This is a genomic window from Shewanella sp. ULN5 (genome assembly GCF_030731885.1).
Taxonomy (GTDB): domain Bacteria; phylum Pseudomonadota; class Gammaproteobacteria; order Enterobacterales; family Shewanellaceae; genus Shewanella; species Shewanella holmiensis.
The window spans coordinates 95,960-122,115 of the sequence record NZ_JAPJEE010000012.1 but is presented as its reverse complement, the minus strand read 5'-3'; the positions used below and the strand labels follow the sequence as shown (position 1 = coordinate 122,115).

Genomic DNA, 26,156 nt, shown 5'->3' with positions numbered 1-26,156 from the left:
TATCATACGTTGGTTTCAACTTCATGAATATTTAATAGGCTAAAGCATTAGCACTCAAACATCGTCCTAAATTTATTTTATACCCAAAGAATGTAACAATGCCAGATACAATTGCCCAAGATGAAGACAATAGGTGTAAACATTGTAAATTGAGCAACAACCATAGTAGAAAGCAACTAGAGAGTAGGTGTTTTTGATCAGTAAAAAGTATGAATAAGCATTTTGACTGACGAAAATTCATTTTTACCGCCTTCATACGGTTTACTTTATACGACTCATTTGGCGATTATGCAGACGAGTTAACAACAGTAATCCACAAATGCCGCCAATTAATGCTAAAAACATATCAGATTGAGTATCCCATACATAACCTTGCGTGCCTAAAAAGGCTTCTGCATCTTCACCGGTTGCGGCTGCAACCCACCACTCTATAAGCTCATAAAAAGCAGAGAATGCAAGCACAAAACACACAGACAAAAACTGACACCATGCGCCTACCTTTAACACACCATTACGTAACATGATTTCTCTTGCAAGGATTACTGGCACAAATCCCTGGGCAAAATGACCGACTTTATCATAGTTATTACGCTCGCTGCCCATCACTTGTGCAAGCCAATCAAATAAAGGGACTTCTGCATAAGTGTACCTCGCTCCAACAAACAACACGATACAGTGAGCAAGGATCAACCAGTAAGCCAGTGAGGTAAATTGAAAACGATTACGCGTTGCCAACAAAAGTACCACAGCAAGAAGTGCGGGTATCGCTTCTAACCACCAAGTGAACATATCTTTAGGATCACTAACCGACCAAAGCAATACCGCAGCATAAATGACTATCCATATAATTTTATTATGCAATGTAAATTCCTCTTATTCGATATTGTTCTAAAATTAGAATATTAACTTTAGCCATCTAGCCCTCCACAATGTGCAAAAAAAGTGCTACTTTGGCTATGCGTTGGAAGTCGCATATTTTCCCAAAGTAGAACAGACCTCACCTACTTTAACAAAAGTAGGTAATTTGACGTCGCTTGGGAGCTGATATCAATAGTAAACTAACTGATATCATAAGCATAAGTACTTTAGGTACTAAAATCAGCAATTACACATTAGAGGGTACCCATATCATGGCGAAACATTCGCTTGACAAGGATAAGATAAAAATCCTGCTGTTGGAGGGCGTCCACCAAAGTGCGGTAGATGTACTAGAAAGAGCAGGCTATACCAACATTGAGTATCACAAAGCCTCATTAGATGAGAGCCAATTGCTTGAATCTATCAAAGATGCACATTTTGTAGGGTTACGCTCTCGTACTCAATTAACTGCTGAAGTGCTTAACCAAGCTGAAAAACTGGTTGCTATTGGCTGTTTTTGTATTGGCACAAATCAAGTGGATTTAGCCGCTGCCGAAAAACTCGGTGTACCAGTTTTTAACGCGCCGTTTTCTAACACTCGCAGCGTCGCTGAATTAGTGATTGGTGAAATCATCATGCTAATGCGCGGCATTCCGCAGCGTAATGCTCAATGTCACCGTGGTGGCTGGCTAAAAAGTGCCAATGGCAGTGTCGAAGTGCGCGGTAAAACACTGGGTGTGATAGGTTATGGTCACATAGGTACTCAGTTAGGTATCTTAGCTGAAACACTTGGTATGCGAGTGATTTTCTTCGATATTGAAGATAAATTACCGCTTGGTAATGCTTCTCAAGTACACAGTTTAGAAACGCTTTTAGCTACGGCAGATGTGGTCAGTTTACACGTACCTGAAACTCCACAAACTAAAGATATGTTCGGTGCTAAAGAGTTCAGCCAAATGCGTCAAGGTAGTTTCTTCATCAATGCGTCACGCGGCACAGTGGTAGACATTGAAGCCCTTGCTGAAGCGGTTAAGTCTGAGCACATTGCTGGCGCAGCTATTGATGTATTCCCCGTTGAGCCAAAATCAAATGATGACGAGTTTGTTAGCCCATTACGTGGTTTAGACAATGTGTTACTGACACCTCATATTGGTGGCAGTACAGCAGAAGCTCAGGAAAACATTGGTATTGAAGTGGCAGGGAAACTGGCTAAATACTCAGATAATGGTTCAACGGTATCTGCCGTTAACTTCCCTGAAGTATCACTAGCACAACATGCTGGCGCCTCACGCTTATTACACATTCACCACAACCGTCCTGGTGTGTTGATTAAAATTAACCAAGCTTTCTCAGCAAAAGGCATTAACATTGCCGCTCAATACCTGCAAACGACAGCAGAGATTGGTTATGTGGTAATGGAAGTCGATTCAGACCAAGCTGAAGAAGCATTAGTCGAACTGAAGCAAATTGACGGGACTATTCGTACCCGCGTATTGTTTTAAAATCGAAAACTTAGCTCACAATGTTCATAAAACGGCTACTTAGGTAGCCGTTTTTATATCTATCCCCTTTTGAGTGATCAGAGTTTGGGCTACACTGCTGGCATTATGTTGCTGTTTCACAGGAAATCGTATGAGCCTTTCAATAATTAAACCCGATTGGGCCCTCACCCAAGAAACTCCCTCACTGATGCTAGCTAACCTAAATCACTTAGGATTAATTGAAGTGACCGGAGAGCAAGCTCGTAGTTTCATTAATGGTCAAGTTACCACAGAAATTGTCTCACTAAATGCTGATCAATGGCGCTGGGGTGCCCATTGTGATCCTAAGGGTAAAATGATTGCTAGCTTTCGTACATTTAGCATCAATGAAGCCCTTTATATGATGATGCCAACTGACACGTTAGCGGTTGGATTACCCCAGTTAAAGAAATATGCCGTTTTCAGCAAAGCTGAATTAGCTGATGTATCAGCTAATTGGCAACTCATCGGTATTGCAGGTAATGAAGCTAGCAGGTTTGTTGAAAAGCACTTTGGCAACATTGATGCAGAGCTCACACAGGTTGATGGCGGCGTGGTACTAAAAGATAACAATCGCTATATCGTGATGTTGTCGGCAGATAAAGCGCAGGCACTTTGCCAAGATCAACCTGTGTTTGATGCAACAGCTTGGCAAGCTCAAGAAATTAAAGCGGGTTACCCTAATATACCAGCAGCACACTCTAGCCAATATGTGCCGCAAATGTGTAATGTTCAAGCCATTAATGGCATTAGCTTTACCAAAGGTTGCTACATGGGGCAAGAAACTATCGCCCGTATGAAGTATCGCGGTGGTAACAAGCGCGCCTTGTATATTTTGGCTGGCAACACCAATCAAATGTTGACGATTGACTCGGCCATTGAGATTGCGCTTGAAGATGGCTTTCGTAAAGTGGGTAATATTATTGAGTTTGTCCAACAAGGTGATCAAGTGCTGCTAACCGCTGTGTTAGCCAATGACACTGAAGCGGATGCGACTTTGCGTATTGCTGGTGATGAACAATCTAGTTTATCAGTGCAGGCACTGCCTTATTCGTTAGAAAATTAGGCTGAATGGTTTAATACAACTCGCAGAACTTTGGCGTTGAGCGTGAATTAGCGACTTGATTAGATAAAGTGTAATTGACACTTTGCTGATATAAGTCGCTTTTTAAATCAGAAAAAGCCAACTATATTTTAGGTTAATTTACCTTACCTAGAGCCATTAACACCGCATTTACACTAATTAGCGTTAAATGGGCTTAACGATACATTCTGGAAGGTTCTGTGCGTGAATGTTATAAATTAGACTTAATCTCTGTTTTTGAGTCTGAATATAGCCAACGAACAAACTGGCTAAATGGATAGAAAAATAAACAAAACACCCCTGCACTTGTTAATATTTGTACAATATCAAATGAATCAATAAAGTACACATAAGGCAGTTCTATATCACTCATTATGTAAGCAGATAACCCACTAGCAAACAAAGTGGACACATCACTAGCAAAATTAGGGGCCTCTGCGTTCGATTTTTGATTTAGACATTTGCATTGGCCTTTAACCTTGACCAATTTTGAATAGTGCCCACAAAATAGAACACACCGATACCGAAACAAATACTTGAACTAACAGCCCAAAACGTCAGACTATTTTCGGGAAACATCGGCATTATCACAACAAATGCAACACCGCGAATTAAATAAACAAAAGAGATAATCAGTAATCCAAACCTTAAAAAAGGCAACTTAGGAATCACTTTAGCGCCAGACAAACCATATAAAGACCAGATAGTTAAGACTAACACAATAAAAGATGTCACCGCAGTTGGATACCAATCCCCCTTTTCAGCCATCTTAGCCATTTGCTCACCAGCACCCAAAAAACGATACCAACTACCACCAAAAATGATACAACCTAAATGAGCTAAAGCAGCTGATGCGCTGGAAATTGCACCCAAAATTAAAAATGTATTCTTCCCTGAAACCACAATGCATACCTCAATATTTTACAAATTAAGTATAAAGCCACAATAGTAATCATATTCGCAATATTGAGTAAACGTTAAATCTCAACACTGTAAACAGATATCCGCTCCAATCATCAGCATAATGTCAGTTAACTCATTCTACAAATTTATGTTTGCATTGTATTAACTTAACCCACCTTCATCCTTTGCAACATCTACCACATTAAAAATGCACATAAAAAAACCGAATGAGTTAAGTCATTCGGTTTTTGCTCAGCCTCAACATTTATGTTACTTCAATTGACTATCCAAAAAAGCCGCTAGCGATTTGTACAAATGATTACGTACTTTTTCACCTCGCATAGAATGCTTTGACCCTGGGTAATCGATCATTTGAAACAACTTACCTTCATCCTGAAGCGCTTTATATACTCGAGTACTGTTTTCAAACAACACATTGTCATCCGCCATACCGTGATACATCAATAAACCAGACTGATAATTTGCCACATAAGGTAAAACACTCGCAGCATCATAACCCTGCTTATTGGTGTCAGGATTGCCCATGTAACGCTCGGTATAATGGCTATCATATAAACGCCAATCGGTAACAGGTGCGCCCGATATTGCGGCTTTAAAGTAGTCAGGGGCCTTAAATTGACTCATTAATGCCATGTAACCACCATAACTGTGACCATAAATCGCCACATTATCGTCATCAATAAACGGCAAACTACGCAGATAATCTACACCCGCTTTTTGATCGCGTACCTCTGCATCACCCATGTTTTGGTAAATCACATATTCGAACTTTGTGCCGCGATGGGCTGAGCCACGGTTATCTAATTGGAACACCGCATAACCTTGCTGCAATAAATACTGAGTAAAGTAGTCAGCCTCGCTCCAAGCATTCACCACCAATTGAGCATGTGGGCCACCATATACTCGCACTACTACAGGATATTGTTTATTGCTATCAAAGGGTGTGGGCTTAAATAAACGGTATTGCAGTGTTTGGCCATCATCCGCTTTAATATGACCAAACTCAGGCATTTGCCACTTACCAGCAAAATCATGCAGAGGGTGTGAGGAGTTAACTTCATTTTGATCAACCCAAGCAAGATTTTTACCGTTTTGATCATGCAAACTGATTTGCGGTGGCTGTTGTAAACTGCTGAAGTAATCTAAGTAAACAGGTTTGTTTTCCGCGAACACACTGTCATGCATACCTGAACGTTGGCTAATGCGTTCAATGCTTTCGCTACCCGTTACTAAGTTGACTCGATATAAATGACGCTCAACCACGCTGTCTTTTCGGCCAGAAAAATATAACCAACCTTGTTGTTCATCAATGTACTCAACACTGTCGACCACCCATTCTCCTTGTGTCAACTGGCGCACTAATTTACCGGTTAAATCAAACAAGTAAAGGTGATTAAAACCATCACGCTCAGATGCCCAAACCAAAGCGGGCTGCTGCTTCAAAAAGTGCAAATCATGATGTAAGTTAACCCAAGCCTTGCTTCGTTCTGTTACCAGTGTGTCAATTTTAGTAAGCTTATTAATATCCACTACGCGTAAATCTAGCGCTTGCTGATCACGGCTTTGCCATTGAAATGACAAATGCTGGCTGTCTGGTAACCATTTAACGCGCGGTAAATAGATATCTTTATCTTTTCCTAAATCAATCCAGCGCGTCTGTTTATCTGCGACATTGACGACGCCAAGCTCAATCACTACGTTAGGCTTACCTGCATAAGGATAGCGTTGCTCGGTAAGTTTAATGCCATCGGCATAGATTTCATTGCGAGTCACCAGCTCAACACCCGACTCATCAATACGGGTAAAGGCAATATGTGACTCATCTGGCGACCACCAATAGCCCGTCATGCGATCCATTTCTTCTTGAGCCACAAACTCTGCCATGGCATTTTTGATCGGTCCTTTGCCATCTTGGGTTAATGCGGTGAGTTGTTTGGTGGCTAACTGTAAGATAAACAGGTTTTGATCGCGCACAAACGACACATAATTCGCTTTTGGCGATAAGCGAGCATCAGTGACAAACCCTTCACCCGTATCCAGTAAATTGACAGCGGCGGTGTTAACATCGAATAAATACAACTGACCCGAAGCAGGAATTAAAATGGATTGACTATCATCAGCCCAAAAGTATTCCATAATGCCCTGACCATAAATACGCTGACGTTCGCGGCGGGCTTTTTCTTCGTCCGACAGCTCACCTGCCACTAATTTATCGGCATCGATTAAGCGACTGCGTTTTCCGCTAGCAATGTCCATTTGCCATAAGTCATAAAAACTTTGATCGCTGTCTCTGCCGGCAAGATAAGTTACCCTTTTACCATCTGGCGATAAACTTAACCCTCTTGGGCTTGCGCCTGCCAATGCAGGTGAAGCATGAATACGTTCAATGGTTAATGGCTGATTTCCTCCCGCTAATCCCTTAAGAGGTAAAGTGGTATTAAAGGGAGAATTATTGGCAGTTGATGCTGAATTTACTAAGGTCATTTGTGTGGCCATAAGTGCAGGGGGAGTGAACAACAAAGGCAGCGCATAAAAAGCGGCATAAGCGTGTTGCTTCCAAGTAGGGGTCATTATTATTTTCCTGAATTTATTTATCCTGACATTTTGCCTGAATTAATCTTAAAACGAAAATGCCGCATCAGGCGCTGAAATTAGCGCCATTGTAGGGTATGATCAGCCGCAATTATATTATTCTAAAAATCAACGACCTTAACCTCAAAACTTGTCATAGGAATAACCATGCAGACTTTGGCACAAACCCTTACATCACAAGCAGTAAATAGCTCGCTTACGGCATTACTATTAACCTTGGCTAATACCTCTAAAGCAATTAGTGGTGCGGTACGTCATGGCGCACTAGCTGGCGTATTAGGTGCAACAGAGCAAGAAAACGTACAAGGTGAAACTCAAAAGAAACTGGATGTCATCACCAACGATATGCTTAAAGATGCTTTAAAAGCAGACGGTAACGTTCGCGGTTTAGCGTCTGAAGAAGAAGACTATGTCGTAGAAGTGAGTAAGCAAGGTGAATACCTGGTGTGTTTTGACCCGCTAGATGGCTCATCAAACATTGATATCAATTCACTTGTGGGGACGATTTTTTCAGTATTACCAGCAACAGATGGTGAATTGAACGAACAAAGTTTTTTACAAGCAGGTCGTCAGCAAGTTGCTGCGGGTTATGTGTTATATGGCCCATCAACCATGATGGCATTAACCACAGGTAAAGGAACACAGTTTTATACTTTAGATCCTGACCGTGGCGAGTTTTTATTGACCAATGACAAAGTAGTCATTACGCCTGATACCGCAGAGTTTGCCATTAACATGTCCAATCAGCGTTTTTGGGAAGCCGCAATGCAAACTTACATTGCTGATTTACTGCTGGGTAAAATTGGCCCTCGCGAGCAATCATTCAATATGCGTTGGATAGCCGCTATGGTGGGTGACGTGCATCGTGTTTTATGCCGCGGTGGTATTTTCACTTACCCTACTGACAACAAAAATCCCGCAAAACCGTTCAAGTTACGCTTGATGTATGAAGCCAATCCTATGGCATTTTTAGTCGAGCAAGCTGGCGGCAAAGCTTCTACCGGTTATGAAACCATTATGGATATTCAACCAACTGAAATTCACCAACGGGTTGCCGTCATTTTAGGCAGCCGTAATGAAGTGGATATGTGCTTAAGTTACCATGGACTGGATTACAGTGAAGAGCCAACTATCGATTAATTGTATCGATGTAGTCTGCTTTAATTAACAAAAAACCGCTATTTATTAGCGGTTTTTTATTCAAAAATAAAAGCCAATTAATAAAATCATGCCATTAGGCGCTTTTGTCAATTCGATGTGGCGCTTCGGTTTGATCAACAATGGTTAATACCGCGGTGTCGCCCACCACATTACAAGAAGTCAGTACCATATCGATGATGCGGTCTAGTGCCGCCACAATGGCAAACGCTTCAACGGGTAAACCCATTTGATGAATTAACACACCAATCATCACCATACCACCACCAGGCACACCTCCTGCGCCAACAGACAATAAAAACACACTGAACAATAATGCAGGAATTTGATCGCCGCTGATCGGTACACCAAATGCGTTAGCCACGAAGAAAATAGCGATGGTAATGTAAATTGACACCCCACCCATGTTCATGGTTGCCCCTAACGGTACACCAAAACCCGCTACGGCTTTGCTCACGCCAAGCTTATCAGTCAAGGTACGCATGGTGACTGGGATGGTAGCATTTGATGATGCTGTAGACAGTGAAAATAGAATTTGCTCTTGGGTTTTTTCACGGAAAGTTTTAGCCGATACTTGGGTAAATAAACTGACTGAATAAGGGTAAACCACAAAAATCCACAGTAGTAGCAACCCTAAAATCAGAACCAAATACTCGACAACACTGACAAAGGTTTCCGGTGCTAACGTGGCAGCTAGCTTAAACATCAGCGCAAAAACACCAATAGGAGCAAGGCTCATGACCACTGAAATTAACCGCATCATAATTTTATTGGCAGTTTGAAATCCCTTCACCGCCCCATCGACCACAGATCCCATAGACTTCATCACGCCGCCCAATAGCAAAGCCATAAAAATCACCTGAAGCATATTGCCAGAGGTAAAGGCGGAGAATGGATTATTAGGCACAATGCTAACTATGAGACTAACCAGATTGGGTAATTCGGTGGCCGTTATCACCGCAGTATCACTGCTAGTCATATCCACCCCTTTGCCAGGTTCGATAAGCATAGCAACGGCAAAGGCAGCTAAGATAGCCACAACAGTATTGATAATGTAAAAACCGAAGGTTTTGCCCCCTAAACGGCCAAAACTTTTTAAATCCTGCAGCTCACACACACCGCATACAATACTCACGAACACCAAAGGTACCACTAGCATCATGATCATATTGACGAACATTGTGCCAATGCCGCTAGCAATATTAACCAATGTGTCAGAGAAAAATGTCACATCGGCTAAGGCAAATTGTACAATGCTGCCTAAAATAACCCCCAAAAAAAGTCCCGCAAAAATACGAGCTGATAACGACTTCATCATTTGCTTGTTTATCCTGTTATTGCCTTTTATTCACTCAGGCTTGTTGTTTTAGTGCCAAGATACTGAGCCATCAAAAGTCAGATTTCAATGCATCATCGAATAAAATATCCCATTTAGCCACGAAAAATACTGAAATAGTAATTAAACCATTGATTTTTAATCGCTAAAAAATATAACAAGATAATATGACTATGTTAATCAAGACCCTACAGCATAATCATTTACTTAGGTTCAATTAAACGTCACAACGACAACTAAAAAGACGAATGAAGAGGCATTAATGTTAGTGGAAGTTTATGAGCTAACATATGTTGCTGTTTGATGCTGATACGATATTGTTGCAAGCAGTTTGCTAAATTATGCCATTGATGTAACTCGGCTTTGTTGAGATAGCGTTGCTGGCGCCATTGCTTGTCAAAGTCGTCTGCATCATTGAACTTCAGTAACGACTGAATAGCATCATCAGCCAATACTGGCGCAATGAGATAACCACAGCCTTGCAATAAATGGGCAATTTGAATGCCTGCGGGGTCTAAGTCGGTAAACGCGCCAACTTTAATCCTAGTTTGTAGTACTTCATGCCGTGCAATTTCAGCCAATAAACGTTTACAGCCTGCTGGTGAATGCGCCCCGCTACCTCGATACACCACCATAGCCTGCTCAAACACGCTGGCGAGGCTCTCATCCAATGAAAACTGAGTGATGTCATCAAAGCTGTCTAGATTTTCTACCACAATAAGATGCTGTAACTGAGCATCTGCGCAAATAGTGACAGCCTGCTCAACCGTCATTCTTAGACTATATTGCTCGGCTAAGGGTGAGTAACAATCTTGGGGGAGATGAACTAAAACATAATTAGCATCAGGACGGATATTAGCGTACTTCTCTTTTTTACCCTGAGTAGCCAATGTATTTCTTGGTTGATTAAAATTGACATTCTGCACATCAAAGCCAGTATCAAGCTGTGCCATTTCACGCAGTAAATCGTGGTCTTTACCACTGAAAGACAGGTATTTATTTGCACCATCAGGCTCACCGATGGCGAATAGATCAAATATGTTCTGCCAATTTAGGGTGAACTTAGTCCGTGGCGATCGGTTAATCACCACGGTTTGTATTGCATTAAACTGTGTCTTGCTCAGCTTAGCCATAAGCTAGGCCAACCAGAGTTCAACATCAGTGACAATAAAGTTACCGGTGTAAACAGGGTGAGGCTTACCTATCGGTTCCAATTCAAAATATTGTTTGTGTTCCATAGGTAGCGCTTCGTAACCACCAATAACCTGATAAAGCCAGCTTTCACTATCCCAATCGAGTTGCTGTTGTTGCAAGTACTCAAGTGCGGATTGGCGTAACCCTGAATCAATAATGGCGCAGAAATATTCATCCACGGCCACTTTTAGTGGGTTGTCTGGAATATCAAAATCCTCGGTTTCACTCATTTCAAAGGTGACATGAGTATCACGCGGCACAACAATTCGTTCATCACGGCTAATGGCTTTAATTTGTGCCACCATTTGCAGCAATTCAAACTCATGGTGAGGATTGCTGATATCAACGTGAGCAGGCTTTAAAATGGCCTCGGCATAATTAAATAATGCGGGGATTTTGTTATGGGCCACATGGTTTTCGGGCTGATAGTCAGGATGTAAATCAGTGTGCAGTAACCAGCCTTTTAATAAACGTGTACGGCCTTGAATTTGTCTAAAGCGACCCAGTAACTCTAACAACCTGCCCTGAACCACACTCAACTCTTGAGTACAGTAGCTTAAGGTATCTTGCAGACTAGTCATTAATAAACGGCGCAGCTCGCGTATATCGCCAGCAATTTCACCTAGTTCACTAAACTGGAACATTTCCAGCCCATTTAATAATTCAGTGACCTGGCTTTGGGCTAATTCGTTCTCGCGAATTTTGGCATTCACAGTACCCACATAACCAAACTCGTTATTAATTCGCCCCCACAATACACGAATGGAATATCGTAAACTGTCGGTAAAGCTGTAAACGTGTTCACTTAAGTCGGCTAAGTATGCTTCTGCCGCACTATAATCAACATTATAACGCGCTTCTTTATAGTGATCGGCTAAGGTTTTAATTGTAGCAAGCGCCGAGCCGACGTTAGAGTCGATTTGACGATTACGCTCATCACTTAAGCCTTCTTCTAGCAATGCACGCACAGATCGCTTTAAGCGTAATGCTTGATCGGGTTCTGGACGCCACAGTAAACCACTTTTTTTAAGCTTTTCAATCACCGCAGGATCGTGGCTTGACTCACTCACCGAGCCAGCAAGATAAGCATCCATGATCACATCAGCATGTCGACCCAATTGCTTAAGTAGCTTTACCCCCGCTTGATGCAAGTTGCTACTCATATTAACTCCCGCTGAGTGGCTGTTTCTGCTTGAGCCTCAAGACTGAGTCCTTCGGTTTCATCAATAAAACGGATCACTTCATACAAATAATCGAGCTTACCTGTGGCAATATAAATTTGCTTCTCTGCATTAGGCTTGGTTAAGTACCCCAGTTCAACTAAGCGCTTAAACACCAATTTAATTTGCCCATCTACATTACTGCTGCTTGAGCCAAATAAACGATAATGACTTAGTTTTGTTAGCTGTTCGCTAAAAGCTGGTGTATCTTCAATACGAGCCTGTAACTCAGTTAAGCGAATAGGCGCCCCTTCACTTAATGGCGCATCCTGACCGCTGGCCTCTTGCACTAACACTAACCATTCCACTAAGGGGATAAGCGCAGAACAAATTTCTTTAAATTGGCTAGAAACAACCTTACGTTCGGCCTCACCCAATTGCTGATAACCGCAGAAAAACACTTCGCCTTCACCTGCACTGGCGATAGTGCGATTAATTTGGTTCAAGTAGGTTTCAACCCGTTCACGAGTGCTGTTATTTTTTAGCGCACGCCAACCTTCTTCATTGGTGACACGACAAATAAACTCACCACGCAGCAATTGCTCGATAATGGCCCCTGCGCCCACTAATACAGTATCGTTATCATAAACTTCACTCGACATTATGCTAACTCCTCTGTTTTAGCGTTATGCTGGTTTAAACGTTCGGCCAATGGGTTGGCTTTAGGTTTAACAACCTGTAATTTTTTAGTTTGCTTGTTGATGATATAGCGGTTAGCAAACAAATTAAGCACTTCAGATTCCGGATTAGGAAATGCCCCTAGCACACTGATATTGTTGTTTTCACAGGCATCAAATATCTTCTTCACGTTGGTGTGATGCAAAGTACCTAGCTCGTCAATCGGCCAATGAATGGTGACATCGGCTTTACCGCGTAATAATCGGGTAAATGCCAGTAAGAACTTACATAAAATTAAGTAAGCCATACCATGGCTTGATGATTCATTTAACTGGCGATCGGTGCGGATAATCAAATCACTATTGCCCTCTTTAAGGCGCAGCTCAATTTCTAATAGCTTGGCGATCCCTCCGGTTAATGCCGCCCGGCCAATAATATCTAACGCTCGGCGCATACTATTGGTGTAATGCTCATCAGGCAGTGTGCTGAAGTTGTCCGCTTTCCAAGCTTTAAAGGCTTTAACAAACACTTCAAGCTCTGGCCAGAACTCTAATTCGCTGATCCGCGAACGAATACGTACCGCAGATTCAGAAACGCCATCTAGGAATAACTCTTCGCCTACTTCACGGGTGATACGAGCACTTTGTGAAGCAATGCGGCGATCGATGTCTGCCAGCACATCATAAAATGCGGTTAAATCGACGCCAAAAATACGCCCTTGTTCACGAATGGCCATTAACGATTGCGGCACCATCACGTTCAATAACTGCTCTAACTGCGGTACTAGTTTACGGTAGTCAAGTAGGCGAATGCCTTTGTCATTTACAAAACTGGATTCTTCGCGCGCACGCTCCCAAAACTCAGCAAGACTTGAACCTGATTTACTGGCAATTACGCTATCAAAATGCTCAATGTATTGTTTCACTGAACCAAGTAAGTAATCCCGTTTTAATAATAAATCCTCACCCTGGCGTAAACGCTCACCTATACCACCACTGGCTTCTTCGTTATTAGCTGGTAGCTTTAAATCTGCCAGCTTACGCATGACAGCACGCAATTTAGTGAGGTTTTCAGAAGCCTCAACCTGCGCGGCATCGGACGCTTTACGTTGAGTTTCTAGCTCAGTTCGGCGATGCTTAATATCTTGAGTTTTATTTTTTAATTGCTGCTCAAGTGCTAATGCCGCACGTTTGACATCGGCCAATTGAGTTTGCAGTTTAGGCTTTCTCACCAACCAAGTATGTTGATACCAATCGTCATAGCGTAATACATCACTGCGGCGTTGCTCGGCAGTGCTGATTTTACTTTCTAAATCTCGAATTTCTCGCTTAAGCGCTAAAATGGCATCTTCATCAACACCACGGGATTTTAGTTCATTTTTGTACCAGGTTTCACAAGCTTTTTGTTCGGTTTTAGCATTGCTGCGACGTTGTTCAATATTGGCTTTAATTTGGCCTAATTGATTATCAATCGCGCCGACTACTTCTTGCCAGTAGGCATTTTTTTCCATGCGCGCTTCAAGTGCTTGTGACTTTTGCTCACTAAGCCATTCTAAATGTTGGTTTTTAAGCTGTTTAAGTTCATTATCCAACTGCACCAAGCGCTTACTTGACTCGGCTTTACGGTCTGTGACGGCCTGATCAATGCGTTGCTGTTCACTGCGTTTTTCATCAAACAATCGACGTAAATCTTCACGGCTATTTTTATAAGCAGTTCGCGCAAACGTGAGCTCTCGATTGAGTTTATCTAACGCATCATTCATGGCAACGAGTTGATCTTCATGCTCAGCTTGCAGTTCCAGGGCACTTTTAAGAGCCTCTTCAGCTTTAGCTAAACGGATGCGTAAGTCTTGTTCAGACTGAGCATATTCAGGTACATCAATCGCCTTTAAATCAATACGAACCCCAAACAGCGCATCACTTTCCTGATTCGCTAAACTAGGGTGTAAATCGGTTCGATGCAATAACTCTGGGGCGATCACTTTACCAAAAGATTGCTCCCAGCCTTGGGCTTCTTTTCGTAAAAACTCAAGCAAAGTGTGAGATTGCGGAAACAACATATGATGTATTTCATCTTTAACTTGTTCACGCTCATTCACCCGTATGCTAGCAATGCGCAATGACTCATTAGCTTGATCGCGCTTAGCTCTTTGCTTACGTTCTTCAATAGTAAGACGTTCTACCTTTTGGTTGCAGCTTTCTTGTTCTTCATCGGCAAGGGTAATGCGCTCATCAAAAATAGCTAAACGCAGCTTTTCATCTTCAGTATATGAAACACTATCAACCTGATGCTTTAATTGGGCTGCGGTTAATTTTAGCTGGTATTCTTGCTCGCTAAATTTAGCTTTACCTGCATCGCTTTGCTCGCGCCAAAATGCCTCTAACTTAGCTAAGTCATCATTTGCTAGCTCACGCTGCGCATCACGGGTTTCACGCTGGTTATCTTGCTCTTTATGTAAACTTTCTAGCTCGCGGTGTAATTGTTCGGCAATTTTTGAGCGTCTAGCATTAAAAGCCGCTTCAATATCCTGATGTTTTTCAGTTTGTAATTTATGGCGTTCATTTAGATTTTCGATGTCCTGACGCCAGCTTGGCAAACTATCTAGATCCGCTTTTGCTTGATCGATATCGGCATCTAAAAATGCACCATGTTGTTCTTCAATGACATCTAATTCATGTTCAAACTTTTGCGAATCGCCTTTTGCTGATGAGATCTCTTCATGCAACTCATCACGAATATCTTTCCACTCTTCATCTAACATTTTGAGTTTAAGGTTTAACTCTTTCGCTAATGTTTGATTAGCATCTTGGCGATCGGCTTCTAAGGTTTCATCATGACGATAACCTCGGGATAAACTCGATAATCGTAATTCAGCACTTAATAATTGGTTAAACTCTTGTTCAAGCTTTTCAAATTCTGGCCGAATTTGCTCAAAACCTTGCACAAGTTGGCTTTCGCGGATCCAAGACTCCACTCTTTGTGGGTTAAGTCGAGAGCTAGGCGGGTTAACACCATCTTCTTCCAAAATCGCGGCGATCATTGACTTAACCGTCTCCATCTTGCCTTCTTTGGAGTGCACCGCTTTAGCTAATTTTTCGATGTGACGTAGGGAGTGTTCACTGTCACACAAAGAAAATTGACGAGCATAAGTTCGTAGCTCATTTCGATTGCCACCCGTGTTTAACAGACTGCGATCATTTTGGATAATGGCTCTAAATTCACGGGTGTTTAATAAATTAGTATGGGCAACACCTTGGCGTTTAGCCTCTATACCCAATTCTCTCATGGTATGACAGATGATAGTATCGCCATTACGATTCTTAACATAATCCTCAAGCTCAAAACCACGGGCAATAAATCGATAATTCACACCTTTGCCATCGCCTGCCGAGGCTAATACGGCTTGATAAAGTAACCCATCATCTTTTTGATATTCATAAATGATGTAACTTGAATCGTGCGGCAAATACCATCGTTCAAAACTGTCGCGGGTTGATGGCACTACCCGACTTGGGTATTCACCATAAAAAACCGGAACAAGACGTTGTAAAGTGGTTTTACCTGAGGCGTTGGTACCACAAATATTGGTATGGCCGTTTAACGCTAATTCAACTACACCAGGAAGGTGAGTATTAATAAGCACGATTCTAATCAAACTTGGCATGAGAGTCCTTTATAAAACAAAACCAGCGATTCAATTCACTTTAGCTAAAGCCGCTTAGGTTAACGCAAAACATAAAGTAAGAGATGGGCTTTAAGGTAAATTAAACCGCAATGTATGGCAATGACATTACAGCATTAGATCATACTGCAAATTCATTCTAGATGGAGGTTAACAAAGTAGCAGTCAATGCAAAATTGGCAAAAAATCACCATTCAATGGAGACATAAAACAACGAAAAGATGTTAAACAGGTAACGAGGATTCAGAATTTCGCCCTAAGCAGGACACAAACCTAAACATAGCCGCAATTTAATTTCGCCCATAAAAAAACACCGCCAAATGGCGGTGTTTTTTTAAAGCGCTAGCAATAATTAAGCTTCTGCAACAACAGAAATCTTAACGATAGCTTTAACTTCAGTGTGAACTTGTACTTCAACTTCGAAGTCACCAGTAGTGCGTAAAGCACCTAAAGGTAAACGTACTTCAGATTTAGCAAGTTCAACGCCAGCTGCAGTTACTGCATCAGCGATGTCACGGTTGCCAACTGAACCGAACAATTTACCTTCATCACCTGCTTTAGAAGCAATAACAACTGATTCTAATGCAGCTAATTTTTCAGCACGTGCAGTCGCTGTAGCTAAGTCAGCAGCTAATTTAGCTTCTAATTCAGCACGACGAGCTTCAAATACTTCAGTGTTTGCTGCGTTTGCTACAACCGCTTTACCGTATGGTAAAAGGAAGTTACGAGCATAACCAGCTTTAACAGAAACTTGGTCGCCTAGGCTACCTAAGTTTGCAACTTTATCTAGCAGAATAACGTTCATTATCTAATCCTCTATATTCGATTAAGAATTAATACTGCAATTACTGATGTAAATCAGTGTATGGCAGTAGAGAAAGATAACGAGCACGCTTGATAGCGCGAGCTAGTTGGCGTTGATATTTAGCACTAGTACCAGTGATACGGCTAGGAACAATCTTGCCGCTTTCAGTGATGTAGTTCTTTAATGTTACAATATCTTTGTAATCAATTTCTGTTACGCCTTCAGATGTGAAGCGACAGAACTTGCGACGACGGAAATAACGTGCCATGTTGACAGTCTCCTAAGTTTTCAATTCGACATTTTCAGCATGCAGTACTAAACGGTTTTGACCATTTCGTCCTTGTTGGAGTGAAAGAAACCCTTCTACTTCAACGTGCACACCTGCTTTTAATTTATCTGCTACGCTATTAAAGCGTGGACCACTCAACACCACTTGTATAAGGCAGTATACGTTTCGTAATAAATCTGCATCATACTTCTGTGACTTATGCTCTAGCGTAATAATCGTATGATTGATCCCGCTTGGGCTACTCATTTGTTTTGAACGCGTTATGGTTCCAAACAAAGTTAAGTGATTATTCACAGAAAGAAATTATTCAGCGTTTTCTTCAGCGCTTTCTTCTTCTAAACGGTCATCAGAAGGTGAACGACGTGAATCACGCTCGTCTCTTGCTTTTGCCATAGGAGAAGCTTCAGTAACGGCAACTTTAGTGCGCATTACCATGTTACGCAGAACAGCGTCGTTGAAACGGAAAGCTGTTTCTAACTCTTCGATAGACTCTGCAGTTGCTTCTACGTTCATAAGAACATAGTGAGCTTTATGTAGGTCTTGAATCGGGTAAGCCAATTGACGGCGGCCCCAATCTTCTAAACGTGTAACTGAACCGTTTGCAGCGGTGATAACACCGGTGTAACGCTCAATCATACCTGGGACTTGTTCACTTTGATCTGGGTGAACCATAAATACGATTTCATAATGACGCATTTATTGCTCCTTACGGTTAAGTAGCCTCGTTTTGGCTCAGTCAGACCAAGTTTGAGGCAAGGAACGAATTAAAGTGACTGATTTGAGCGCGCGATATTACAGAAACTCTTACCCAAACTCAAGTAATAAAGTATTCTTTCCTGCGTTATTGAATACAGGTATCATAAGCCCCAGTTGAATTTAGCTTATGTCAAATAAAAAATAATTAGTGATCCTCATGAAAAAAGCGCTATCCATCTGCTGTTTACTTGCCTTGTCCCCTTCTGCATGGGCATTGGTACCACCCGATTACCAAGAGCCAGAAAATGATTTTAATGCTGAAATCGAAGCGGGTTTACAACTTAATAGTGGTAACAATGAAACCAAAAACTTTAATGGCCGCACTTACCTTACCTATGACACGCTAAAGACTAAGCAAGAAGGCACCTTTAAAGCTTACTACGCTGCCGACGGTACAGAGGCGACAGCCGAAAAATATGAAGTGTATTTACAGTCGAACTACAAATTAGAACGCGGTTATGTATTCGGTCGTGGTGAATTCACTTGGGATGAATACGGCTCCTACACCGAGATTTACACTATCTCTAGCGGTTATGGTTTTGATTTGATTAACAATAATAAAACTAAGCTGAGTTTAGAATTAGGTCCCGGTTATCGATATGACCTACCAACCGATTCTGTTGCTGAACCAAACCCAGTGTCAAACGAAGATATTATTGTTCGTTCTGCGGCCAAGTACTCAATCAAATTACAAGAATATACCAGTTTAAATGCCGATGTCACCGCTGAAACCGGCCGTGATAATAATACCTTAACTCTAGACATGAATTACCGAAATACCTTTATTCAAGATTGGGCATTTAAAATTGGGGTTAACATCAAATATACTTCAGATGTACCTGAAGATAGCCAGAAAACCGACACCGTTACCACGTTTAACTTACTGTACACGTTCCAGTAAAGAACCACTTTCTACTGAGTGATAACTAAACCAATAGAGGCAGTGTGATGACCAGTCCACTACGTAGTTTCACCTCGTTATACAGCACCACTTTCATGATGGTGCTTGCCGCCGGTCTACTTACTACCTACTTAGGATTGAAACTCGCAACGATGGAAGTCCCACAAATATGGGTGGGAGGCATGATGTCCGCCTACTATATTGGCTTGGTGTGTGGCTCAAAAGTAGGACATAAATTAATTGCACAGGTTGGCCATATTCGGGCATTTGTAGCGTGTGCAGGTATTGTCACTGCATCGGCATTAGGACATGCCCTAATTGAAGATCTCACCATTTGGCTAGTATTACGTGTATTAGTCGGCATGGGCATGATGTGCCAGTATATGGTACTTGAAAGCTGGCTTAACGAACAATCTGAACCTAGCCAGCGCGGCACCGTATTTGCCAGTTACATGATAGTCTCGTATTTAGCGTTAATGGCGGGACAAGGCGCAATTAGTTTATATCCCGATCTTGGCCTAGAACCTCTGCTACTTATCGCCATTTGTTTTGCTCTTTGTATTGTACCCATCGCCATCACTCGTCGTATTCACCCAGAACCTCTCACACCTGCACCGCTTAACATGAAGCACTACTGGAAGCGCGCACCGCAAGCGCTAACAACCATAGCGTTAGGTAGCATGATTGTGGGATGTTTCTATGGTCTTGCACCTGCTTATGCAACAGCCCAGGGGATTGAACCTCAATCTGTAGCGCTTTATATGACCTGCACCATTTTTGCTGGTTTACTTGCACAATGGCCGATGGGTAAGCTTTCTGATTTAATGCCTCGCAGTCGCCTCATTCGCATTAACTGTGGGTTATTGGGCACCTTAGTATTAATTATTGCGTTAGTCCCCTTTGACGCCCAAATCTCTTTAGTGTTAACAGCTATTTTTGGTGTACTGGCTTTTACCCTTTATCCTTTAGCAACCGCCTTAGCAAACTCGCGGGTAGAACAGCATGAACGTGTAGGGTTGTCTGCAACCATTTTGGTCACCTTCGGGTTCGGTGCAAGCATTGGTCCTTTGATTGCTTCAGCACTGATGCAACAAATTGGCAATGACATGCTTTACGGCTTTATGAGTATTTGTGCTTTTACTTTAGTGATACGTTTATTGTTTATCAATAACAAGCAAAAAGCTGAACAAGGTTCTAGCAACGATTATGTGATGGCCGGGGGCGATTTAGTGTCATCACCGTTAGCGGCATCTTTTGACCCTAGGGTAAATGTCCAATCAGTACAAAACCAGATGATAAACCCCGAAGATGACGCATTTGATATGGTAGGAAAAGAAGACGCCCTAGAAGACGAGCCTGACTATACTCAAGTGACTGATATTGATAACGATGAGGAAAGTGTGGCGCAGCCATTAGATTCATCGACTAAATCAACCGATAAATAGCCTAAAGCCTAAATCTAGCTTCAATAGACCCAAAAAAGCGAGCTGATGCTCGCTTTTTTGTACGCATAGTTATGGTTAGTTAGCTAAACGCTGACGCACGGCTTCAAACAAACATACTCCAGTTGCCACCGAAACATTCAAGCTTGAAACACTGCCAGCCATTGGAATTGAGATTAACGAATCACAACTTTCACGCGTCAGACGACGCAAACCTTTGCCTTCAGCTCCCATCGCAATGGCTAATGCGCCTTTCAAGTCAGCCTGATAAACATTGCTATCGGCTTCACCGGCTGTACCCACAATCCATACTCCTTTTTCTTGAATATGACGCATAGTGCGAGCCAAATTAGTCACTTGGAATAATGGCACAATTTCAGCCGCGCCACAGGCAACTTTGCTAACAACAGATGTTAAGCCAACCGAATTATCCTTAGGTACAATGACGCCATGCACACCAGCCGCATCGGCATTACGTAAACAGGCTCCTAAATTATGCGGATCGGTTACACCATCTAAGATTAAAAAGAAGGGCACTTTATCATCGGCATTAAGCTTATTCAGTAAGCTGTCTAGCTCATTTTCAGCAAGCACTTTGGCCGCTGTAACACGCGCAACAACACCTTGATGCTGAGTGCTTTCCGCTTTTTCGTCTAAGACTTTTCGTGCTGCACGCTGAGACTTAAGACCAGCAGCCTGAGCCGCCTCAACAATTGGGGCTAAACGTTCATCATCACGCCCTTGTAATAACCACAGTTCAATGACACGTTCAGGGCTATTTTTTAATAAGGCTTCAACGGCGTGAATACCAAACATAATATCTTGTTTTTTCATTTAGCTTTTTCTCTTACTGCGTTTTGCACTGCCTGCTTTGGCGGCAGACTCGCTATTATTTGATGACTTAGCCGTCGCTTTTTTCGGGCCAGTTTTCTTTACACGTGGCTTTTTAACCGCAGTTTTTTTAGCCGTTCCTTTAGCCGCCGGAGTACGTTTTTTATCTGCAGAGGCCTTCTTCGCTCGCCCTTTTGACGGTGTTTCTGCATCTTTAGTACCACGAGCTAATTTGGCACCTTCTAAATTGACACGCTCACGAGCAGTTAACGGTTTCGCGCTGGTACGGCGTTTACCTTTGCCTTTACTGTTATCGCCAATCATGATCAAATCAATTTGACGATCATCTAAATTGACAGCAGCAACTTTAACACTCACCTCATCGCCTACCTGGTAGACTTGACGAGTATTCTCACCGACGAGGCGCTGGCGCATCTGATCAAATTGATAATAATCACTGGCTAAACTAGAGATATGCACCAAACCATCAATAAAGAGGTCATTTAAACGCACGAACAAACCAAAGTTAGTGACTGAGGCAATCACGGCATCAAAATCATCACCGACATGATCCTGCATGTATTCACATTTTAGCCAATCGCTTACATCTCTAGTGGCTTCATCTGCTCGGCGCTCAGTCATAGAGCACTCTTCACCTAAGGCATCAAGTTCTTCAAGACTGTACTTAAAGCCGCCATCTTGCGTCCATTTATCTTTAACTTCACCTTGTTCATTCGCCAATAAATATTTAATGACACGATGAAGTATCAGATCGGGATAACGACGGATCGGCGAGGTAAAATGCGAGTATTCTTCTAATGCTAGACCAAAATGACCATCATTATCAGGGCTGTAGATAGCTTGGCGCATTGAACGTAACAACATAACCTGAATGAGCTCAGAGTCCGGTCTGTCGGCAATTTTAAGCATGATATTTTGGTAATCAGACGGGGTAGGCTCTAACCCACCGTCCATTGATAATCCACGCTCCGACAAGAACTCTTTAAAGTTAGCCAGTTTTTGTTCTGATGGCGCTTCATGAACGCGGTATAACACTTCACCTTTGTGCTTTTTAACAAATTTAGCAGAGGCTACGTTTGCTAAAATCATACATTCTTCGATGATTTTATGCGCCTGATTACGGCCTCTTGGCACGATTTTATCAATCTTGCGTTGTTCATTGAAAATAAACTGGGTTTCTAGGGTTTCAAACGCTATCGCACCACGCTCAGCTCTGCGGTCATCTAAGGTTAAATACAAAGATTGTAAGCACTGTAAATGCGGGAACAATGCTTCATGCTCAGGCGCTATCACTCCACCCTCAAGCATGTCGGCAACTTGGGTATAGGTAAAGCGCGCATGCGAGTGCATTACCGCTGGATAAAACTTGTACCCAGATAGCTTGCCACTGGCAGCAATGGTCATTTCAGCCACCATACAAAGTCGATCGACATGGGGATTTAATGAACACAGGCCATTAGATATTTTCTCTGGCAACATTGGAATCACTTGTGACGGAAAATAAACAGAATTTCCGCGTTCACGAGCTTCGGTATCCAATGCCGAATCGGTACGCACATAATGACTTACATCAGCAATCGCAACCCATAAACGCCAACCACCACCCGGTTTTTTCTCCGCATAGACAGCATCGTCAAAATCACGTGCATCTTCACCATCAATAGTCACTAATGGCAAATGGCGCAAATCAACTCGACCTTGTTTATCTGAATCAGGTACTTCATCAGGAATGCGCTTAAGTTTTTTCTCAATGACTGCAGACCAGGTATGGGGAAGATCGTAATTACGCAATGCTATTTCAATTTCCATGCCCGGAGCCATGGTTTTACCTAGCACTTCTGTCACTTTACCCGCAGCTTTTACAAAGCGGCCGGGTCTTCTGGTTAATTCAACCACCACGACATCACCAGCGCGAGCACCGTTTTTATCTTCATTGGCAATTAAAATTTCTTGGGTAATACGGCGGTCATCGGCAATCACAAATGCCATTCCACCATCAACATGATAACGGCCCACTAGTGCGGCACTTCGTTCTTGCACTAAACGTACAATACGCGCCTCACGACGTCCACGGCGATCGGTACCGGCTTTTTGAGCCAATACTTTATCCCCGTGAAAATACATCAGCATGTCACGATTATTAATAAATAAATCGTCACCGCCTTCTTCAAGCTTTAAAAAGCCAAACCCATCACGGTGACCGATAATTGTGCCGGAAAGTAAATCCATTTTTTCGGGTAAGCCATAGCTCTGTCCGCGGGTAAATACCAATTGACCATCACGTTCCATTGCACGTAAACGACGACGCAGGGCTTCTAATGGCTCTTCTGCGGTAATGTTTAATGCTTCTGCGATTTTGTCACGGGTAACAGGTGACTTTTGAGCGCGCAAGTATTCTAAAATATACTCACGGCTAGGAATGGGATTGTCGTACTTGTCTTGCTCTCTCTCAAAATGAGGATCGTTGATCATTCAATTTCCAAATCATTGGCATATAAATGCCTTATTGCATATAAAGTTGTTGCTGTTGAGCCCTTTCAACAATACTTGTGGGCATTTTCACAGCAAGTTGTTGTAATAATGCTGTCGCTTTTTTTTGCTGACTTTCATCATCAAAAATACTGTTATACAACCAATGATAACCCATTTCATAATCTTGTGGGCTGCCATAACCTTCGGCAAACAGTTTGACTAACATCATACGTGCACCAACATCACCGTGTGCTGCTGCGGGTAATGTGTATTGCACTGAGCGATTGCGATCTTTTACGACTAATTTACCTTGGTAATAATAGTCAGCTAACTTAAGCATCGCCTCTGCGCTGCCTTGTTCTGCAGCGGTTTGTAACATGGCTATACCCCGAGCAGGATGTACTTTGACACATACGCCGTGATTTAGCATTTCGCCCCATAAAAACTGATATAGAGGCTGTTGTAATACTTCCGCTCTCGCTTCAATATCTTGAACTAACTGACATTCATCAACTTTAACCCGTTGTAGATATTGATTACTGCGGATAAGCTTAATAAGTTGTTCATCACTGTATATGTCAAAGGCGCCAGATTCAGCCTTTGCAACTTGAACAGATGAACCGAGTAATAGTATTAATATAAGCAGTAATGAAAGCCGTAACATAACAATTCTCGATGACAGTGTAATTAGTTAATTCATCGGCCGAGCCATGGGTTTCTTAAGTCGTTCAGCAATACTTTGTAAACGTGTTTCATTAAAAAGGCCGCTTAACGCGGCCTTTTTGATATTGATTTTAGTTAAATGGATTAACTAGAATCATTGTCTCATTACGGTCTGGACCGGTAGAGATAATATCAATTGGTGTTTCTAAGAGCTCTTCAATACGCTTGATGTAGTTAATTGCTGCAACAGGGAGTTGCTCAACTGACGTAGCACCGTAGGTTGTTTCTTTCCAACCTGGCATACTTTCATAGATAGGCGTAACTTGCTCATAACCTTCTGCGGCTAATGGCGTTATTTTAGACACAGTGCCATCTGGGTATTGGTAACCAACACAGATTTTCACTTCTTCTAAACCATCTAATACGTCAAGCTTAGTTAAACAGAAACCGCTTACGCTGTTGATTTGAACTGCACGGCGCATTGCCACTGCATCTAACCAACCTGGACGACGCTTACGACCTGTAGTAGCACCAAACTCCTGACCTTTCTCACCAATGTAATCACCAATTTCATTGGCTAATTCAGTTGGGAAAGGACCAGCACCTACACGAGTCGTGTAAGCTTTCATGATACCTAATACATAATCAATATGACGAGGACCAAAACCAGAACCTGTCGCAACGCCACCGGCAGTCGTATTAGAAGAAGTTACAAATGGATATGTACCGTGGTCGATATCCAATAATGTACCTTGAGCACCTTCAAATAGAATTGGCTCACCAGCTTTACGGGCAGTATCTAATAGCTCTGTAACGTCAACACACATGCTCTTCAGATAATCAGCAATTGCTAATGCATCGTCTAGTGTTGTTTGGTAATCAACCGCTTCTGCTTGATAATATTCAGTCAACATGAAGTTATGATACTTCATGACTTCTTGCAGCTTAGTTGCAAAAAGCTCTGCATTGAATAAATCACCAACACGAAGACCACGACGTGAAATCTTGTCTTCGTATGCAGGACCAATACCACGACCTGTTGTGCCAATAGCTTTATTACCGCGCGCTTTTTCGCGAGCAATATCAAGTGCACAATGGAAAGGTAAGATAAGCGGACATGCTTCTGAAATAAGTAAACGCTCTTCGACAGGTACGCCTCGCTCTTTCAGCATGTTGATTTCTTTCATCAACGCATCTGGAGCTAATACAACACCATTACCGATCAAACATTTTACGTTATCACGTAGAATCCCTGACGGAATAAGATGAAGAACTGTTTTTGCACCATCGATAACCAAGGTATGACCGGCATTATGGCCGCCTTGGTAACGAACTACGAATTTTGCCTGTTCTGTTAAAAGGTCGACAATCTTACCTTTGCCTTCGTCACCCCATTGAGTGCCGAGTACGACTACGTTTTTGCCCATTATTTGCTGCAAGGTTGTGGTATAAAGTGGAATTTTAACAGATTTTAGGGGGTTATAGGCAAGTTTTTTATTGAAAAATAATCAACAAAATGACACCCGCTGTGACTAAAGATCCACCTAAGCGTCTGAGAACATTTTGGTTTTGCCCAGAAAGCTCAAATAAATATTTTTTCCATTTTTGTGGAAAGAGTAACGGTCCGAGGCCCTCAAGGATTAATACTAAGGCAATTGCTGTCACAAATAGCTGTAGTGTCATTTGTTTTTATCCCAAATTTAGTCAAGTTTATTAGGGTCTTTTGACCTATCAAGGTCGTTTTTACAGTGAATATGGCTAAGATTGCTAGGTTGTACTCTACTGATCGC

22 protein-coding genes are annotated in these 26,156 nt (G+C 42.2%); 5 read left to right on the top strand and 17 right to left on the bottom strand.

Going from position 1 to position 26,156, the window contains the following annotated elements; all coding sequences use genetic code 11:
- Positions 1-261: 261 nt before the first annotated feature.
- Positions 262-861 (bottom strand): DUF2238 domain-containing protein, encoded by a 600-nt coding sequence (locus ORI98_RS12740; RefSeq protein ID WP_261298486.1) that lies wholly within the window; start codon positions 859-861, stop codon positions 262-264.
- Between the two features lie 269 nt (positions 862-1,130).
- On the opposite strand from ORI98_RS12740, the gene serA reads away from it, so the two are divergent.
- Positions 1,131-2,360, top strand: coding sequence for a phosphoglycerate dehydrogenase (gene serA, locus ORI98_RS12735; protein WP_306135455.1), 1,230 nt, complete (start codon positions 1,131-1,133; stop codon positions 2,358-2,360).
- Between the two features lie 130 nt (positions 2,361-2,490).
- The gene (gene ygfZ, locus ORI98_RS12730; protein WP_306135454.1) at positions 2,491-3,444 is read left to right on the top strand and encodes a tRNA-modifying protein YgfZ; all 954 of its coding nucleotides are present in this window, start codon (positions 2,491-2,493) and stop codon (positions 3,442-3,444) included.
- Positions 3,445-3,915: 471 nt separating this feature from the next.
- Here ygfZ and ORI98_RS12725 read toward each other — a convergent pair whose 3' ends face one another.
- Positions 3,916-4,365, bottom strand: coding sequence for a hypothetical protein (locus ORI98_RS12725; protein WP_306135453.1), 450 nt, complete (start codon positions 4,363-4,365; stop codon positions 3,916-3,918).
- 270 nt (positions 4,366-4,635) lie between these two features.
- Complete coding sequence (locus ORI98_RS12720) at positions 4,636-6,882, bottom strand: alpha/beta fold hydrolase (protein ID WP_371931162.1); 2,247 nt, start codon at positions 6,880-6,882, stop codon at positions 4,636-4,638.
- 243 nt (positions 6,883-7,125) lie between these two features.
- Here ORI98_RS12720 and ORI98_RS12715 point away from each other — a divergent pair, with 243 nt between their 5' ends.
- Entirely contained in the window at positions 7,126-8,118 is a 993-nt protein-coding gene (locus tag ORI98_RS12715; protein WP_306135451.1) for a class 1 fructose-bisphosphatase, read from the top strand.
- A 94-nt stretch (positions 8,119-8,212) separates the two neighbouring features.
- Here the strand turns inward: ORI98_RS12715 and ORI98_RS12710 are convergent, their stop codons facing one another.
- From ORI98_RS12710 to rpsF, 9 genes are all read right to left on the bottom strand, one after another.
- Positions 8,213-9,454: a dicarboxylate/amino acid:cation symporter gene (locus ORI98_RS12710; RefSeq protein WP_261298480.1), complete on the bottom strand. Its 1,242-nt coding sequence runs from the start codon at positions 9,452-9,454 to the stop codon at positions 8,213-8,215.
- A 254-nt stretch (positions 9,455-9,708) separates the two neighbouring features.
- Entirely contained in the window at positions 9,709-10,605 is an 897-nt protein-coding gene (locus tag ORI98_RS12705) for a hypothetical protein (protein WP_306135450.1), read from the bottom strand.
- 3 nt (positions 10,606-10,608) lie between these two features.
- The gene (locus ORI98_RS12700) at positions 10,609-11,829 is read right to left on the bottom strand and encodes a phosphoenolpyruvate carboxylase (RefSeq protein ID WP_306135449.1); all 1,221 of its coding nucleotides are present in this window, start codon (positions 11,827-11,829) and stop codon (positions 10,609-10,611) included.
- A complete protein-coding gene (locus ORI98_RS12695) occupies positions 11,826-12,488 on the bottom strand; it encodes a hypothetical protein (protein WP_261298477.1) in 663 nt (220 codons plus the stop codon). Before ORI98_RS12695 ends, ORI98_RS12700 begins: the two co-directional genes overlap by 4 nt.
- Positions 12,488-16,168: an ATP-binding protein gene (locus ORI98_RS12690; protein WP_306135448.1), complete on the bottom strand. Its 3,681-nt coding sequence runs from the start codon at positions 16,166-16,168 to the stop codon at positions 12,488-12,490. The genes ORI98_RS12695 and ORI98_RS12690 overlap by 1 nt, the downstream gene beginning before the upstream one ends.
- Before the next feature lie 370 nt (positions 16,169-16,538).
- Positions 16,539-16,991 carry a 50S ribosomal protein L9 gene (gene rplI / locus ORI98_RS12685; RefSeq protein ID WP_261298475.1) on the bottom strand — a complete coding sequence of 151 codons (453 nt, stop codon included), beginning with the start codon at positions 16,989-16,991 and terminating at the stop codon, positions 16,539-16,541.
- A gap of 40 nt (positions 16,992-17,031) precedes the next feature.
- The gene (gene rpsR / locus ORI98_RS12680) at positions 17,032-17,259 is read right to left on the bottom strand and encodes a 30S ribosomal protein S18 (RefSeq protein WP_130598554.1); all 228 of its coding nucleotides are present in this window, start codon (positions 17,257-17,259) and stop codon (positions 17,032-17,034) included.
- Positions 17,260-17,271: 12 nt separating this feature from the next.
- Positions 17,272-17,574, bottom strand: coding sequence for a primosomal replication protein N (gene priB, locus ORI98_RS12675; protein WP_261298474.1), 303 nt, complete (start codon positions 17,572-17,574; stop codon positions 17,272-17,274).
- A gap of 9 nt (positions 17,575-17,583) precedes the next feature.
- Entirely contained in the window at positions 17,584-17,976 is a 393-nt protein-coding gene (rpsF, locus tag ORI98_RS12670) for a 30S ribosomal protein S6 (protein WP_261298473.1), read from the bottom strand.
- A gap of 217 nt (positions 17,977-18,193) precedes the next feature.
- Here rpsF and ORI98_RS12665 point away from each other — a divergent pair, with 217 nt between their 5' ends.
- Positions 18,194-18,937: a YdiY family protein gene (locus tag ORI98_RS12665; RefSeq protein ID WP_261298472.1), complete on the top strand. Its 744-nt coding sequence runs from the start codon at positions 18,194-18,196 to the stop codon at positions 18,935-18,937.
- 47 nt (positions 18,938-18,984) lie between these two features.
- Positions 18,985-20,382, top strand: a complete 1,398-nt coding sequence (locus ORI98_RS12660) for an MFS transporter (protein WP_306135446.1) — start codon at positions 18,985-18,987, stop codon at positions 20,380-20,382.
- A gap of 75 nt (positions 20,383-20,457) precedes the next feature.
- Here the strand turns inward: ORI98_RS12660 and rlmB are convergent, their stop codons facing one another.
- The 5 genes from rlmB to ORI98_RS12635 all read right to left on the bottom strand — a co-directional run bounded on the left by rlmB (position 20,458) and on the right by ORI98_RS12635 (position 26,049).
- The gene (gene rlmB / locus ORI98_RS12655) at positions 20,458-21,213 is read right to left on the bottom strand and encodes a 23S rRNA (guanosine(2251)-2'-O)-methyltransferase RlmB (protein WP_306135445.1); all 756 of its coding nucleotides are present in this window, start codon (positions 21,211-21,213) and stop codon (positions 20,458-20,460) included.
- Positions 21,214-23,703 carry a ribonuclease R gene (gene rnr / locus ORI98_RS12650; protein ID WP_306135444.1) on the bottom strand — a complete coding sequence of 830 codons (2,490 nt, stop codon included), beginning with the start codon at positions 23,701-23,703 and terminating at the stop codon, positions 21,214-21,216.
- 31 nt (positions 23,704-23,734) lie between these two features.
- Positions 23,735-24,367: a tetratricopeptide repeat protein gene (locus tag ORI98_RS12645; RefSeq protein ID WP_306135443.1), complete on the bottom strand. Its 633-nt coding sequence runs from the start codon at positions 24,365-24,367 to the stop codon at positions 23,735-23,737.
- A gap of 130 nt (positions 24,368-24,497) precedes the next feature.
- Positions 24,498-25,793, bottom strand: a complete 1,296-nt coding sequence (locus ORI98_RS12640; protein WP_261298467.1) for an adenylosuccinate synthase — start codon at positions 25,791-25,793, stop codon at positions 24,498-24,500.
- Between the two features lie 67 nt (positions 25,794-25,860).
- On the bottom strand, positions 25,861-26,049 hold the full coding sequence (locus ORI98_RS12635; protein WP_306135442.1) for a DUF2065 domain-containing protein: 189 nt from the start codon (positions 26,047-26,049) through the stop codon (positions 25,861-25,863).
- Positions 26,050-26,156: the final 107 nt, after the last annotated feature.